Genomic DNA, 15,372 nt, shown 5'->3' with positions numbered 1-15,372 from the left:
CCCCGCACCTTCCCGAGACAACCGGCCCACCTTTCCCCGGCGCCCGTGCGTGCCTGCAACGGAGCGACCGGGGCACCCCACCGTTCACAGACCGGCCAGGAGCGTGGTGAGCATCCCCTTTAGTCCGCTCACCACGGCCTGGAGTCCCGAAGAGGCCAAGGAGCTGTACAGGGCCGTGATCTGGTTGAGGATCGGCAACCGCTCCAGGGCGGGAAGCGCCCATTCGGAGTACAGAGCATCCTGCGGTGAGTCGGGCTCCTCTTCCGGCAAGGAGCTGAAGGCGGGAGAAGCGTGGTCTTCAGTGATACTCGGCATAGCGGTTTTGGTTTGCACCTCCTTCGGTTGCGGAACGATTCGGTTCTGCGGGCCCTTCCATGGTCAGTCCGCGCGCCCGCGTTCGGCATCATCAGAACCCGGCTGGAAACCAGGACAACGATCGGGAAGAGATGGAGCATGCCCAGCCTGGTCCGGCGAGGGGCCGGGGCGGCTTGGCGTACGGAAGAACCGGCGGCCGGAGAATGCCGTCCGGTACAATGGTGGGGTCCCCTGTTCGAGCCGGGGGGACGAAGCACGCTGCAAGGCCGATGAGATCCTCATGGGCAGTGGAAGATCAAAGGCCGCCATCTCTGCGGAATTCCTTTGATTTTTAAATTCTATACCAAAATCCGAAGAAATTCAACCGACAAATCCGGATGTTATCCGGGATCATTGCGGAAACGGCCAGAATTTTCCCCATGCACCGGCCGCTTCACTCCCGGCTCCCCGCAAGGACGCGGACCGGGAACCCCGCCGCTCTCCGTTGATCTATAAGGGAAAGATTCCTCCCCGCCAATTACCTTCAGGAACGCCGTGAACGAGCACCCCCTTACCCAGAACGACGACCTCCACCTCCTGCTTGCCACGCTGCCCCGGTCCTTCCGGGAACGGATGGCGGATCTACCGCTCGAGGGCCTGGTGGAGATCGTCCTCGACGTGGGCCGTCCGGCCCAGGCGCGCTATCCCGATCACGCCCGGGACCTGGGCCCGGAGACCGTAACCCGCGAGCACCTGGACCGGGTGGTGGCCTCGCTGGGGGAGTTCAGCGCGGACAACCGCGCCGGCATCGAGGGGACCCTGCACCGCATCTCCGCCATCCGGAACCGGCAGGGACGGGTGGTCGGCCTCACCCTCCGGGTGGGGCGCGCCGTGTACGGCACCGTGGAGCCCATCCGCGACCTGGTGGAATCGGGCAAGGGAGTGCTGCTGCTGGGGCGCCCCGGCGTGGGCAAGACCACCATGCTGCGCGAGGTGGCGCGAATTCTCGCCGATGACCTGGAAAAGCGGGTGGTCATCATCGATACCTCCAACGAGATCGCCGGCGACGGCGACATCCCGCACCCCGCCATCGGCCGGGCGCGGCGGATGCAGGTCCCCCATCCCGACCAGCAGCATGCCGTGATGATCGAGGCGGTGGAGAACCATATGCCCGAGGTGATCGTCATCGACGAGATCGGCACCCGAGAGGAGGCCAACGCGGCACGCACCATCGCCGAGCGGGGCGTGCAGCTCATCGGCACCGCCCACGGCAACACCCTGGAGAACCTCGTCGCCAATCCCACGCTCGCCGACCTGGTGGGGGGCGTGAAAACGGTCACCCTGGGCGACGAGGAGGCCCGCTTCCGCGGCACGCAGAAGACGGTCACGGAGCGTCGCGGACCACCCACCTTCGATTCCGTGGTGGAGCTGCCGAGCCGCGAGGAGATGCGCCTGCACCCCAACACGGCCCGTGCGGTGGACGAGCTGCTGCGGGGCGTACAGCCCCGGCCCCAGCGGCGCACGGCGATTCCGCACGGCGCGGACCACCCGGCGGAGACCAGCCAGGAGCCCCGCGCCCAAGCCCCGGAAGCCCCACCGGAGCCCATCGAGCCCCTTCCCGTTGGCGAGCCGCCGGGACCGGCACCGGCGGAGGAGTCCGCCCCGGGACCTTTCGGCGCCAGCGGCCCGGTGCGCATCTACCCCTATGCGCTTTCCCGGGACCACGTGGAACGGGTCATCCGCGACCTCCGCCTGGAAGCCCACACCGTGGACCGCCCCGAGCGCGCCAACCTGGTGATCGCCCGCCGCTCCCGGTCCGACGACCCAAGGCTTCGCCAGGTGCTGGAGGCCACCGGCGCCCCGCTGCACGTGGTCAAGAAGAACACTACGGCCCAGATCCGCCGCCTCCTGGAGAAAGTCTTCAACGTCCTGAACGGCCTGGCCGACGAGGAGGTGAGCGAGGCGGTGCGCGAGGCGGAGAGCGCCGCCTGGCAGGTGCTCACCGAGGGCGAGCCCATCGAGCTGTCGCCGCATTCCGGCAAGGTCCGGCAGGTTCAGCACGAGGTGGCGGTCCGGTACCATCTGGTGGCCGAGAGCGTGGGCAGCGAGCCGCTGCGCCATCTGGTGATCCATCCGGCTTAGTCCCCGGGAGCGGCCTCCCGGGCCGCCCCCTCCCATTCCCCGACCCTCGGGAGCCCCGTGCACGCATCCGAACCGCCGCAGACCGAGCTGGCCTTCACCACCAACCCCGGGCTGGAAGACCTGGTGGCCGCCGAATTCCGGGAGCGCCTCGCGGCGCACGATCTGGAGCCGACGACCCTCGACCACCGGCCCGCCCGCTTCCCGGGCTGGGTGAACCTCCGACACCCCGCCGCCCTGGAAACGCTGCTCGCGCCCGCCCGGGCCATGCGCTCCGTTCATCACGTGCTGCGCCCCGTGGCCGCTTTCGAGCTGGAAGGCGACCGGCCGCTGGAGCTACTGGAGGCGCGGCTTCGGGAGCTGGACTTTCCGGAGCTCGCCGACGCTGCGCCGTTCCGGGTCACCAGCGAGCGGCTCGGCGAGCACACCTTCACCAGCCACGATCTGCAGCGGGTGGCCGGGGCGGTGCTCGTGGATCGCTACGCGGCCCCGGTGGACCTGAAAGGCTACGCCGTGAACATCCGCGTGGACGTCCATGGGACACGCTGCGCGGTGGCGGTGCAGTGCACCCGCAAGGCCCTGTCCAACCGCTACCGGCGGGCCGACAACCCACGCGTCGCCCTGCGCGCCAACGTGGCCTACGCCTGTCTGCGGCTCGGGGCGGTGGGGAGGGACACCCGCCGCATCCTGGATCCCTACTGCGGCTCGGCAACGGTGCTCCTGGAGGCGGGGGAGCTCCTGCCCGGGGCGGAGCTGTATGGCGGCGACTGGAACGCCCGCTCCGTGGCCGGCGCCCGACGGAACCTGGAGAACGCCGGCCTAGCCGGACGGGCCCGGGTGGAGCAGGCCGACGCGCGCCATCTGGCCGAGCACTACCCGGAAGGTTTCTTCGACGCCGTCGTCACCAATCCCCCTTACGGCATGCGCATCGGCAAGGACATTCAGTTCTTCCCCTTCTACGCGGGGCTGCTGCGCCGGACAGGGACGGTACTGCGCGCGGGCGGACGGCTCGTGGTGCTGGTCCGCAAGCGGGGGGCGTTCAACGAGGCGGTGAAGCAGGTGGGCGGGCTCCGCATCCGCCACATCCAGGTGGTGGAGACCTCCAACCTGTATCCGGCGATATTCGTGCTGGAAAAGCAGTAAGACAGACAACGCCAAGCCACGAAGTACGCCAAGGAACAGCCCGAAGGAAAAAGGCCAAGTCCTTGGCAGGGCCCGGATGTCTCCAGGCCAGGTACCTGCCCTGGCTTCTTGACGTTTTCTACGCCCTCTCCGGCCCCTCCGCCAGCTCCGTCCGTGGCATGAGCTGGTTCGGCCAGCCCTTGGGCGTATCCAGGATCAGGCGTCCCTTGCGTACCCAGCCGCGGCCGAGCACCGCCCGTGGCGCGCGGATGATGTAGGGTCCGCCCTTCTCGTCCAGGGGCTCGTGCTCGATCTGGTGGTTGTACATGAGGCGCAGTCCGGTGTCCCAGTCCACGTCCACCACGTTGCGGGTGGCCGCGCCACCGAACCGGCGCAGGAAGGCATTGGTGGGGAAGCCGCGCGGCGGCGGCTGGCGCATGACGGCAAGCCCCACCCAGTCCACCTTCACCCCGTCGGGCGGGGCGCAGTCCTCGTGGGCAATCCAGATGGGCTTGTCGGGCTTGCCGCCCCGCCGCCACCAGAGCCGGTGGTGACCGAACAGGGTGCGGTCCAGGCCGAAGCGGTCCTCGAGATAGCGCCAGACCTCCCCGGCTTCCGGATAGGGCTCATAGACGGCGGAGTCTTGCGACAAAGAAGCCTCCCGTGTCATTGAGGTGGGGCCAGAAGCGGATGGCGTTGGCGACGTCGGGCCGGAAGCTTCTCCCCTGCCACTCGGTGACGCCCGGCGCCACGCGGACCCCCTCCGGCACCCGGATCGGCTCGATCTCGGCCTTCTCGGGGTAGATGCCGTCCAGCACCGCCTCGTTCTCCTCGGGGGCGTAGGTGCAGGTGGCGTAGATGACGGTGCCGCCCGGGCGCACCAGCTCCACGGCGCGGCGCAGCAGCCCTTTCTGGACACTGGCCAGCTTGTGGAAGTCGTCCTTCACGATCTGGGGCCGCTTGCCGCCGCCCGCCTTGCGGGTAGTGCCCTCCCCGGTGCAGGGGGCGTCCACCAGGACGCGGTCGAAGCAGGCATCTCCGGGAATCTGGGCGCCGCCCATATTGGAGGAGGCCACGCAGGTGAGTCCCAGGCGGGCCACCACGTCCTGCACCCCCTGCAGGCGGCCCCACTTCCGGTCGTTGGCCATCAGCCGGCCCCGGTCGGCCATGGCCACGGCGGTGCGGGCGGCCTTGCTGCCGGGCGCAGCGCACATATCCAGCACCGCCTCCCCCGGCCGGGCATCCAGCGCCCAAACCGGCCACAGACTCACCTCCTCCTGGGTGTGGATGAGCCCCAGAACGAATTCCGGCCACTTGCCCGGGCGGGCCGCCCCGGCGGGAATCCGCCACGCGGCGTCGAACCAGGAGACCCGCTCCGCCTCCGGGCAGCGGTCGTGGATCCAGCCCTCCACCTCCTCGGCGGTGGTGCGCACGGTATTGGCCCATACTACGCGGTGCAGGGGCTCCTCGGCCGCCGCCAGGAAGGCCTCCAGGTCGTCGACGATGGGGGCGTAGCGGTGCAGGTGCTCCATGGGATCGGCCTCCGGCCTCGGCAAAGCGCCACAACCTAGCCGACACCGGCGGCTGGGGCAACCGGCGGCAGGGAGAAAACGCCAAGGCGCCGAAGCCCAAGGAGCAGGGCGCCTGCCCCCGTCAAAGCCAGGGTTCCGGGCACCGGGATATCGGTGGGGTAGGAGGGGGTAAGCAGATAGGCGTGGGGGAATCGCCCTCCAAGGAGAACGTGGCGGCCATCTGGTCCCGATTGTTCAGGGCCATATCAGAGGGGGCCCTGCCATGCAGGGGATCGGATTCCGCCAACCGGCTCCCAAAGAACCGGCTGGCTTCCCTTCAGGCCTACTACCTGTCCCTTATTATTGAGGCCGGTAAGACTTATCCCCTTCTTGCTGCCGAAAACCGTCAGGCCTTTCCGGAGATCCCAGAGGAAGGGCGTCCCTGATCCCGTGCCGGCTTGCTCCCGCCAGGCTTTCCCGGCCACCTGGCCGCCCTGATTGATAAATTCCGCCCTGCTTTCCTCGAAACCGGGCGGCGTACCCAGATTGGTCATTCCGCTTCCCCGTTCCCAGAGGAATGCACGCTCGCCCCTGACCGGTTGCGCTACTGCCAACGACCTGTTCACAGTCGTTGAGGTCAGCCGCGAAGGTCGCATCCTTGCCGCCGGGAAGGTCGCCGAGATCGGTGGAAGTAAAAGAGGTGAGCGGTGCCGCGGAGGAAGCAGTTGTTATACCCAGCAGGGCGGCACCCAAAAGGGCATGGGGAAATCGGGGCTCGGATTGCCTGGACATGGTTGCGCTCCATTTCGGTTTCATGGGCCCAACCAGTAACCGGCAGCAACCATTCCGGGTGGGTATCCCCCTGATAAACGGGGCCAAAGGAAAAATATGAAAAATTTTTCGACGGCGCGGTGTTAAGGCGGCCTACAGCTTCCCGTCCCATGCCTACAATCCCCTCCGGGGAACGGCCGGTCCAGGACGGAACAGCGTCGCTTCACCACCGTGGCCTCCTCGATGGGCGAAATCGGGCGTTTCCGATAGCACGTAGGATCCACCTTTGCGGCGCATTTCCCCAATGCCCAGGTGTTTTTCCCATTACTCCGGCTCCTGGGACAGGGCCACCTCGTGGATCTCCATCTGGTTGCTTCCGGCGAACATCTCCCGGGGCGGCGGATCGGCGTGGGCGGCGCGAAAATCCTCCGATTCCGTCCAGGCCCGGAAGGCGGCCTCCGATTCCCAGTAGGTCTTCACCACGTACGGTTCGGATTCCTTGGGGCGCAGTATCTCCATGCGCACGAAGCCGGGCTGGCTCTCCACCTGGCCCGCGCGGTGACGGAAGCGCTCCTCGAAGGCCTCCTCCCAGCCTTCCGCCACCGGTATACGATTGGCTACCACGATCATGACTTCCTCCTGTCCGCGAGTGGGCTGAGCGGGTCGATACCCCGAGGCGGGCGCCCCGCGGCGGCCATTGCGAAGGTATTGATTTTCCCCGTGTGCGCCCCCATTTGAAATAGGGAAGAAGACCCAGTTCAGCATCGAGGGAGGAAGAATCGTGAACGGACTGGACCAAGTTCGCCGCGGCCTCGGCCGCGCCTGGGACAGTGTTCTCGAAGGCTGGCAGCACCTGCGGGAGAACGCCGCGGGCGCCATCACCCGATTCGTGCCCTCCAAGGAGGCCGAGGAGGTGGAGACCTCGGAGGACCGCATCGCTCTCCACAGCCCGCGGTGGGGCCTGATGGCCGCCGAGGTGCGGGAGAGCGAGGACGAGGTCACCGTGCGCCTGGAAGCCCCCGGCATGGAGCCCGGCGATTTCGACCTCCGCGTGGAGGACGGCTACCTGCTGATCGCCGGCGAGAAGCGGGTGGAGCGCGAAGACCGAAAGAGCCGGCATTACGTGCTCGAAGCCGCCTACGGCCGCTTTGAGCGGGCGGTCCCCCTGCCCGTGGCGGTGGACGAGGAGCAGGCCCGCGCCCAGTACCGCCGCGGGGTCCTGCACGTGACCCTGCCCAAGTCGGAGCGCGCCCGGCACCGCCGTATCGCCGTGGAGCGTGACTGATCGGGGCCGATTCGGAGCAAGGCGGGACCTCCTGGCCCTGCGCCCTGTGCGGACGCATCGGGCCCCGTCTCACCGTGCATCATCTCATCCCCCGGGCCATGCACCGCCGCAAATGGGTACGCCGGCGCTTCGGCAGCGAGGAGCCCAAGCGCCGGCTTCTGTACGTCTGCCATCCGTGCCATAAGCACATCCACGCCGTGCTCACCGAGCAGGAGCTAGCGCGGCACTACAACACCGCCGAGGCCCTGCTCGGGCACCCCGACATCCGCCGCTTCGTGGCCTGGATCGCCGACAAGCCGGCGGATTTCCGGCCCCGAACCCGGCGCATGCGGCGGGAATCGGGCTAACCCCCGTCGGGCGGGATCAGGAGGCCGGGTCCGGCTCCGCCCGACAGACCTGATCGCGCCCCTCCGCCTTGGCGCGATAGAGGGCCTCGTCCACGCGGCGGAGGAACGTTCCCTCCCCCTCTCCCGATTCATAGGCCGCCACCCCGAAGCTGGCGGTCACGATCTGCTCCGGGATGGGGAAAGCGTGCTCGGCGACGGTCTGCCGGATCCGCTCGGCGAGCTCGAAGCCGCCGCGCTCCCCGGTCTCCGGCGCCAGCACCATGAACTCCTCGCCGCCCCACCGCGCCAGGATGTCCACGTCCCGCAGTCGGGTACCCGCCACGGCCACCACCTCCTGCAGAACCCGGTCACCGCTCTCATGGCCGTGGCTGTCGTTGACCCGCTTGAAGTGATCCACGTCGAACATGATCAGGGTCAGGGGCCGGCCGTAACGCTCCGCCTTCCCCACTTCCCGGGCCAGATCCTGCTCGAACTGCATGCGGTTGGCGATGCCCGTCAGCAGATCCGTGGTAGCAAGCCGGGTCAGCTCCTCCTCCAGGTGGCGGCGGTGGCTGATGTCCACGCCCATGCCCGCGAGATAGCGATCGCCGTCCAGGTCCACGCGGAAGCTGGCGAAGAAGAACGGCCGGGCCTCCCCCGAGCGCAGGACCAGGTCCGCCTCCAGGCTGGACGCTCCCGCGTCGAAGGTCTCCTGGATCATCCGGGATACCCGGTCGCGCTCCTCGGACCGGAAGAGCTCCAGGGGATGCAGCTCCTCCACCTCCGCGCCGGAGTAGCCGCTCACCTGTTCCAGGTTGCGGTTCCAGCGGCAGAAGCATCCCTGCTGGTCCACCAGATAGAAGATACCCGGCAGGCTGTTGATCACGGCGTTTGCGAAGCGGCTCTCCCGCTGGAGGGCCCCTTCCATGGCCTTCTCCAGGGAATTGTCCTGGAACAGGAGGAGGTACTCCCGGCGCGGGCCCCGCGGCACCTCGCTCACGGCCATGCGCACGGGGAAGGCGTGACCCGCCTGGTGCAGGCAGTGCACCTCCCGGGCGGGTCCGCCGGCGGCCTGCTCCTCCGCCTTGCGATGGAAATCGAGAAAATGGGGGTCGGCCGCCGCCGTGGAGTCCGGGAACAGGCGCGCGACTGGTAGTTCGGCCGCCTCGCCGGGTCCGTAGCCGAACAGCCGCTCGGCGGCGGGATTGAGGGCGGCTATCCGGCCGTGGTCATCCACCAGCACCAGGGCGGCCGGGAGATGGCTCCATTGCGTGCGGAGCCGTTCCTCGCCGGAAACGGCCCGGCGGGCCCGCCGCCGCTCCCGGAGCGCCCAGAACGCCGTCCCGACGACCACCACCAGCAGCGCCGTCCAGCTCCAGGCGCCTCCCGCCGGCCCCCAGGAGAGGAATCCGGCGGCCCATGCCCCTGTCCGGCTCGGCAGGAGGGCCATGCGATCCGAGGCGGTCAAAGGCGCGTCCTTCCCCCTGACAAGGGATTGCCGGCGACGGGATGTCCGCCCCCTACCGGAGCAATCTCCTATACCGCGGAACGCGCTGACAATGTCCGCTGCCCGGCGGCGTCAAGTAATGGTCACGGGCTGTCCGGGAAACGCGAGCGCGGGGCTCAGAACCGCCGCCGCACGCCCAATGCGGGGATATTGGAGCCGCCGTCCTCCGCCACCAGGCCGAAGGCGTCGGAGCGGTGATGGAGACGCAGCGTGGCGGCCCAGGGCCCCCAGGCCGCCGGGGAGTGGGTGATCTCCATGAACCAGTAGGTGAGGAAGCGCTCGGAGCCGTGCCGGTTGAAGCGCGCCTCCAGGCGGGGCGTGCGGCTGGCCCAGGAGGGCCCGATGCCGAAGGCGGCGGTGGTCCGCGCCCGAGACCGCCAGGGGAAGCTGCGCCACCGGAAGACAAGGGCGCCGTTGAATTCCCAATGGCTCTGCCCCCCGAAGTGCCTGACCACCTGCGCCTCCCCTTCGAGCAGCCAGCGGGGTTCCCGATCCAGCAGGGTCCAGCTCGGCACCACCGCGAGGATGTGGCTGTTCAGGAAGCTGGTCTGGCGGGGGCTGATGAAAAAGCTCTCCCAGCCGTTATCGGTCAGGCGTCCCGCGAACAGCGACAGGCCGTTCAGCTCAGCGCCCGCGGCGGAACCGCCCCCGCACAGACCCCACGCCGCCAGCATCAGCATTGCATGTATGGGACCTCGCCGGCCGCGCATCTCAGGCTTCCCCTTCCCCCCGGCGCGCTCCCGCCAGGTCCTGCTGCAGCGAAAGGAGCGCCGGCACCAGCACCAGGACCAGCACGGTGGCGAAGGCCAGACCGAAGGTGATGGAGACCGCCATGGGGATCAGGAACTGCGCCTGCAGGCTGTCCTCGAACAGCAGCGGGGTGAGCCCGGCGATGGTGGTCAGGCTGGTGAGCACCATGGCCCGCAGGCGGCGGCAGGAGGCCTCCACCAGCGCCCGGCGCACGGGCATACCCTCGCCGACCAGATCCCGGAAGAAGCTCACCAGGATGATGGAGTTGTTCACCACGATCCCCGAGAGTCCGAACAGGCCGAACAGGGACAGCACGGTGAGGTCGATGCCCATCAGCCAGTGGCCCACCAGCGCCCCCACCAGGCCGAAGGGGATGGCCGCCATGACCACCAGGGGCCAGGCATAGGAGGCGAACACCGCCGCAAGCACCAGGTAGATCAGCACCACCGCGATGAGTAGGCCCCGCTGCATGTCCGCCATGGTCTCCGCCTGGTCTTCGGCCTGCCCCACATACTCGTAGCTGATGCCGTACTCCCGCTCCAGGCCGGGCAGCACCTCCTGCTTAAGCGCATCCAGCACGCGATTGGTGTTGGTCACCTCCCGGTCCACATCCGCCTGGACGTGAACCGCCAGCTGGGCCTCGGCGTGGCGCATGGCCTCGAAGCCGCGCCGGGTTTCCAGCTCCACCACCGAATCCAAGGGCACCATGCCGCCGTTCGGCAATCGGATGGGCAGCCACTGCAGCGCGCCCATGTCGTTCTGCACCGCTTCAGGCAGGGTCACCCGGACCTCCACCTCGTCCTGGCCGCGGTTGAAGATCTGGGTCAGATGGCCGGCGTAGGCGGCCCGCAGCTGGCCACCCACCACCTCCTCGCTGAGACCCAGGGCGCGGCCCTCGCCGTTGACCCGGTAGATGACCTGCTCGCGGCCGTAGGGCATGTCGTCCTCCACCGCCGACAGCCCCGGATAGCCCTCCAGGGCCCCGGCCAGCTCGCGGGCGGCGGCTTTGAGCCGCCGGGGCTCGGCATCGGTTAGGCGGATGCTGATGTCCCGGCCCGGGGGTCCGCCGGTAGGGGCCGTAAGGGTGAAGGACTCCATGCCCGCGGGCCGGCGGATGTTCTCCCGCCAGCGGGCGATAAAATCGCTGGCCTGAATGGCCCGCTGCTCGGGGCTGATCAGCTCCACCAGCATGGCACCGAACTGGTCGCCGGTCTGCTGGCCACCCACCGCCTCTTGGCCCACGGTGGTGCCGTGGCTCGCCACGGCGATCCGTACTGGATGGCTCTTCAGCTCGCGGTTGGTGGCCTCCAGGGTCTGCCGGAGGTGCGCAAGGAAAGTATCCACGTCCTCCCGGGGGGTCCCAGCCACGAACTTGGCATTGGCCTGGATGAGGTTGCCCTCGGGCGAGGGGAAGAAGGAGAACGGCAGGCGACCACCCGCCAGCAGTCCCACCGCCGCGATGAGCAGCGCCACACCGGCCACCACCGTGGTGCCCCGGTAGCGCACCACCCGCTCCAGGGTGCGGCGGAAGGGGCCGTCACGGAAACGGTTGAAGCCCCGCTCGAACCGGGCCCGGAACCCCTTGCCCTCTCGCTCCCTCTGCATGCCGCGCAGGGCGGTGCCCAGGTGGCTGGGAAGCACCAGGAAGGCCTCCAGCAGCGAAGCGGCGATAACGCAGATCACCACGAAGGGGATATCGAACAGGATCATACCGATGGTGCCGCCCACCAGCATGAGCGGCAGGAAGGCGGCGATGGTGGTCAGGCTCGAGGACAGCACCGGCGGCCACATGCGTCGGGCGGCGTTCACGGCCGCCTCATCGGGCCCCTCCCCGTCCCCCTGGTAGCGGGTCAGGGCCTCCTCGCCCACCACGATGGCGTCGTCGACGATGATCCCCAGGGTCATGATCAGGGCGAACAGCGAGATCATGTTCACCGACCCGCCCAGGCCGTAGAGGATGGCCAGCGCCGCCAGGAAGGACACCGGGATGCCCAGGGCCACCCACACCGCCACCCGGCCGCGCAGGAACAGGAACAGGATGGCGAGCACCAGGAGCAGGCCGCCGGCCCCGTTCTTCACCAGCAGCATGATCCGCTCCTGGAGCAGGCTCCAGGCCTCGTTGTAGGTGGCCAGGCCGACGCCGGGCGGCAGGGTGGGCTTCACCTCCGCTACCCAGTTGCGCAGGACGCGGGCCGATTCCAGGGTGTCGCCGGTCTGGCTGCGCATGAGCGCCAGCTCCACGGCGGGCTGCCCACGGTGGGTCAGCCGTACCTCACCCTCGCGGTCCTGGAGCTCGATGCGGGCGATGTCGCCGAGGACGATGCGACCGGTATCCGCGCCCGCGCGCACCTCGATGTCCTCGAAGTCCGTGGCCCGGCGGCGCTGCGACTCGCTGCGCAGCTGGCGGGCCGCCACCGCGGAGCCGATCTCGCCCGCCGGGAGGTCCTGGCTCTGCGCCTCCACACGCTCCGCCACCTGCTGCAGGGACAGGCCCATCTCGTGCAGCCGCTCGGGCGGCACCTGGATGGCGACCTTCTGCTCGGGCAGACCGGTTATCTCCACCTTGGCGATACCCCGGTCCAGGAGCTCATCGCGCATGTTCTGGGCCAGATCGCGCAGCTCCGCCAGCCCATCCGGGCCCGCGTCACCATCCTTGGCGTAGAGGAGCACGCTGGCGATGGGGTCGAAGGGGGTGATGCGGGTGATCTCGGGCTCTTCGGACTCCTCCGGCAAATTGCGCACCTGCCCCACCCGGGACTTGGCCTCCTCCAGGGCCTCCCCCATGTCCGTGTCTTCCTTGTACTCCAGGGTGATCTGGGAAACGCCCTCAGCGGAGGTGGAGGTGATGGAGTCCAGGTGGTCGAGGTTGCGCAGCTCCTGCTCCAGGGGCCGGGTTACGCCCTCTTCCATGTCCTCGGCGCTGGCCCCCTGCCAGAGCACGGTGACCGTGATGCGGCCGGGCTCGAAATTGGGGAAGAACTGGGTGTTCACCTGGCCGAGGGCGAAGACCCCCGTGAGCACCATGAGCGCCATGAGCAGGTGCGCCGCTACGCCGTGGCGGACGAAGCGGGCGATAAAGCCCTCCGGGCGGTGCTCTTCGGCGCTCACGGCACCTCCGCCCGCGCTGGTTCGCGGCTGTCCTGCACCCGGACCCGCAGCCCTTCCATGGCCGTGGGAAGCTGGGTGGTCACCACCCGGTCGCCCTCGCGGAGCTGCGGAGCTCGCACCAGAGCGAGGTTGGGACCGCCGGACACCGCGCGCTGCCCGACGCGCTCCACGGCCATGCCCACCATGCGGCCGTCGCGGACCACGTAGATCCGGTCATGGTCGTAGAGGGCGGAATAGGGTACCGCCGCCACCCGCTTCCGCGCCGGCATCTCCACGGTCAGCTCCGCGAAGCGGCCCAGCGGCAGCTCCGCCGGGGCCTCGTCGCGGACCCGGAACAGGGCCTCCACCCCGCCGGCCTCTTGGGGACTGCGGCCGCCGAAGCGGTCCAGCAGCGCCCGGAGCGTCCGCCCGTCCACCTGCACCTCAGCGGGAATCTCCCGGCCCGCCTCCAGGGCCCGGCGCACGGTGCCCACGTCCGAGGCGGGTATGGTGGCCCGCACCTCCAGGGCGCCGGGATCGTAGAGGCTCACCAGGGCGTCTCCGGGCCGCACGCGGTCCCCCGGAGACACTTCCACGCCGGTGATCCGGGCCCGGAAGGGCGCCTCCACCCGGGTCCGGGACAGATCCCGCTGCGCCTGGGCCACCTGGGCGGCCACCCGCTTGCGCTGCGCCTCCAGGCGGTTGAGCAGGGCCGGGAAGTTCTCCACCTGCAGCCGCTGGCGGACCAGCTCCAGCTCGGCTCGGCGCCGGGCCTCCCGGGCGGCGTCCACCTCAGCCTGGGAGCCCAAATCCCGCCCGGCCAGCTTCTCGGCCCGGTCCACGGCACGCTTCGCCAGGTCCACCAGGGCCTTGCGCTCCTCCAGCGCGGCCTCGTCCGCCCGGTGCTCCGCCTTGGCCTCCGCGATGCGCGCCTTGATCTCGGCGAGGTCGGCGCGCCGCTGGGCAAGCTGGTCGCGCAGGTCGCCGGCCTCCAGCCGCACCAGGAGCGCGCCCTTCTCCACCATGTGGCCCTCGCGCACCGCCACCTCCTCCACATCCGCGGCCACCGCCGCGGCGCGGGTCGCCTCGCGGGGAGATTCCAGGCGACCGTAGAGGGAGAGGGTCGGGGATTGAGACCGCGGAGAGACCGCCTTGGCGTCCACCACCCAGACGGATTCCTGCTCTTCCTGGGCGGGAGGCTCGGGACGGGTGGCCACCAGCACGGCGAACAGACCGCCGCCCGCCAGCAGGATCAGGATGGGCGGCAGATAGGTGCGAAGCCAACGCAGTGATGCCATGAAAGGACCATTCTCGCGATGGGATGGGTCTCGCGGTACAGAAGCGAACCAGGGTAGAGGGGCGCGGCCGTTTTGCCCAGACCCGAGCGGGCCTTGCGCGCGCTCTGTCCCCGGGCGGCTATACTAGGGACAGCCGGCAAGGGCGGGGGTTCATTCCAGGCGCGCTCCGTCCGGGGCGAAGAAGCGTAGGCCGCGCGGGTCCGGTTGGAGCTGCAAGATCTCACCGGGTGGCGGCGCCTCGCCGCGTATGCGAACCACCAGAGGCGGCGAGGATTCCGGAACCTCGGGGTCCAGGGCGGGTCCCGGCGGCTCCAGGTACAGCAGGGTCTCGTGGCCGAGATACTCCCGCATGCGCACTTTCAGCCGGAGCACATCGTCCTCCGACCCCCAGCGCACGGGCCGGAAGCCCTCCGGCCGGATCCCCAGCAGGAACTCCACGCCGTCCCCGCGCCGCAGCCGCTCCGGGCAGCGCTCGGCGGGAAGGCGTACCCGCTGCTGTCCCAGCTCCGCCCACACGGCGTCCACACGGCCCCCACTGCGCGCCCGCAGGAGGTTCATGCCCGGCGTGCCCAGGAAAGCGGCCACGAAGGCGTTGGCCGGCTCCGCGTACAGCCCGGCCGGCGTGTCCACCTGCTGCAGGGCACCGTCCCGTAGGACGGCCACCCGATCGCCCAGGGTCATGGCCTCGGCCTGGTCGTGGGTGACGTAGATGGTGGTGGCGCCGAGGCGACGCTGCAGTGCGGCGATCTCGCCGCGGATGCGCACCCGGAGCCGGGCGTCCAGGTTGGACAGCGGCTCGTCCATAAGGAACACGGCCGGCTCGCGCACCAAGGCCCGGCCCATGGCCACGCGCTGGCGCTGGCCGCCGGACAAGGCCGGGGGTCGGCGCTCCAGCAGCTCGGTGATGCCGAGCAGCTCGGCGGTCTCCTCGGCGCGCCGCCGCCGCTCCGCCCGCCTCGCTCCGCGCATGCGCAGGGGGAATTCCAGGTTGCCGCGCACGCTCATGTGTGGATACAAGGCGTAATTCTGGAAGACCATGGCCACGTCGCGCTCGCCGGGGGCCGCCTGATCCATGGCGCGGCCGTCGATGCGCACCGTGCCCCCAGTGGCCGCCTCCAGGCCGGCGATGAGGCGCAGGGCCGTGGACTTTCCGCATCCCGAGGGCCCCACCAGCACCATCAGCTCGCCGTCCGCCACCTCCAGGCTCAGGTCCCGCACCGCGGCGGCCTCGCCCGGGAAGGTCTTGCGCACCCCCTCCAGAACCACCGCAGCCATGGATGAC

Annotated in this window: 13 protein-coding genes; 4 read left to right on the top strand and 9 right to left on the bottom strand. The window is 69.5% G+C overall.

The features are described from left to right. Positions 1-84 precede the first annotated feature (84 nt). The gene (locus ACERLL_RS05020) at positions 85-315 is read right to left on the bottom strand and encodes a hypothetical protein (RefSeq protein WP_373654969.1); all 231 of its coding nucleotides are present in this window, start codon (positions 313-315) and stop codon (positions 85-87) included. Positions 316-927: 612 nt separating this feature from the next. Between ACERLL_RS05020 and ACERLL_RS05015 the strand changes: the two genes are divergently transcribed. Next, entirely contained in the window at positions 928-2,436 is a 1,509-nt protein-coding gene (locus ACERLL_RS05015) for a R3H domain-containing nucleic acid-binding protein (protein WP_420018518.1), read from the top strand. 57 nt (positions 2,437-2,493) lie between these two features. Next, positions 2,494-3,576, top strand: coding sequence for a methyltransferase domain-containing protein (locus ACERLL_RS05010; RefSeq protein WP_373654967.1), 1,083 nt, complete (start codon positions 2,494-2,496; stop codon positions 3,574-3,576). Between the two features lie 118 nt (positions 3,577-3,694). Here the strand turns inward: ACERLL_RS05010 and ACERLL_RS05005 are convergent, their stop codons facing one another. The 3 genes from ACERLL_RS05005 to ACERLL_RS04995 all read right to left on the bottom strand — a co-directional run bounded on the left by ACERLL_RS05005 (position 3,695) and on the right by ACERLL_RS04995 (position 6,467). Further along, on the bottom strand, positions 3,695-4,207 hold the full coding sequence (locus ACERLL_RS05005) for a hypothetical protein (protein ID WP_373654966.1): 513 nt from the start codon (positions 4,205-4,207) through the stop codon (positions 3,695-3,697). Continuing rightward, on the bottom strand, positions 4,182-5,087 hold the full coding sequence (locus ACERLL_RS05000) for an RsmB/NOP family class I SAM-dependent RNA methyltransferase (protein ID WP_373654965.1): 906 nt from the start codon (positions 5,085-5,087) through the stop codon (positions 4,182-4,184). The genes ACERLL_RS05005 and ACERLL_RS05000 overlap by 26 nt, the downstream gene beginning before the upstream one ends. Positions 5,088-6,161: 1,074 nt before the next feature. Then, positions 6,162-6,467, bottom strand: coding sequence for an antibiotic biosynthesis monooxygenase family protein (locus ACERLL_RS04995; protein ID WP_373654964.1), 306 nt, complete (start codon positions 6,465-6,467; stop codon positions 6,162-6,164). A gap of 151 nt (positions 6,468-6,618) precedes the next feature. Between ACERLL_RS04995 and ACERLL_RS04990 the strand changes: the two genes are divergently transcribed. Together ACERLL_RS04990 and ACERLL_RS04985 are read left to right on the top strand one after the other, a co-directional pair. Continuing rightward, positions 6,619-7,122, top strand: coding sequence for an Hsp20/alpha crystallin family protein (locus ACERLL_RS04990; protein ID WP_373654963.1), 504 nt, complete (start codon positions 6,619-6,621; stop codon positions 7,120-7,122). Beyond that, entirely contained in the window at positions 7,119-7,469 is a 351-nt protein-coding gene (locus tag ACERLL_RS04985; RefSeq protein ID WP_373655193.1) for a hypothetical protein, read from the top strand. The genes ACERLL_RS04990 and ACERLL_RS04985 overlap by 4 nt, the downstream gene beginning before the upstream one ends. 16 nt (positions 7,470-7,485) lie before the next feature. Here ACERLL_RS04985 and ACERLL_RS04980 read toward each other — a convergent pair whose 3' ends face one another. The 5 genes from ACERLL_RS04980 to ACERLL_RS04960 all read right to left on the bottom strand — a co-directional run bounded on the left by ACERLL_RS04980 (position 7,486) and on the right by ACERLL_RS04960 (position 15,365). Further along, a complete protein-coding gene (locus tag ACERLL_RS04980; RefSeq protein ID WP_373654962.1) occupies positions 7,486-8,916 on the bottom strand; it encodes a sensor domain-containing diguanylate cyclase in 1,431 nt (476 codons plus the stop codon). A 155-nt stretch (positions 8,917-9,071) separates the two neighbouring features. Next, positions 9,072-9,665: a hypothetical protein gene (locus tag ACERLL_RS04975; protein ID WP_373654961.1), complete on the bottom strand. Its 594-nt coding sequence runs from the start codon at positions 9,663-9,665 to the stop codon at positions 9,072-9,074. Position 9,666: 1 nt separating this feature from the next. Further along, entirely contained in the window at positions 9,667-12,813 is a 3,147-nt protein-coding gene (locus tag ACERLL_RS04970) for an efflux RND transporter permease subunit (protein WP_373654960.1), read from the bottom strand. After that, on the bottom strand, positions 12,810-14,090 hold the full coding sequence (locus tag ACERLL_RS04965) for an efflux RND transporter periplasmic adaptor subunit (protein ID WP_373654959.1): 1,281 nt from the start codon (positions 14,088-14,090) through the stop codon (positions 12,810-12,812). Before ACERLL_RS04965 ends, ACERLL_RS04970 begins: the two co-directional genes overlap by 4 nt. A gap of 150 nt (positions 14,091-14,240) precedes the next feature. Then, positions 14,241-15,365, bottom strand: coding sequence for an ABC transporter ATP-binding protein (locus ACERLL_RS04960; protein ID WP_373654958.1), 1,125 nt, complete (start codon positions 15,363-15,365; stop codon positions 14,241-14,243). Positions 15,366-15,372: the final 7 nt, after the last annotated feature.

The sequence above is a fragment of the Thiohalorhabdus sp. Cl-TMA genome (genome assembly GCF_041821045.1).
GTDB lineage: Bacteria > Pseudomonadota > Gammaproteobacteria > Thiohalorhabdales > Thiohalorhabdaceae > Thiohalorhabdus > Thiohalorhabdus methylotropha.
This window is presented reverse-complemented; position numbering and strand designations above follow the sequence as displayed.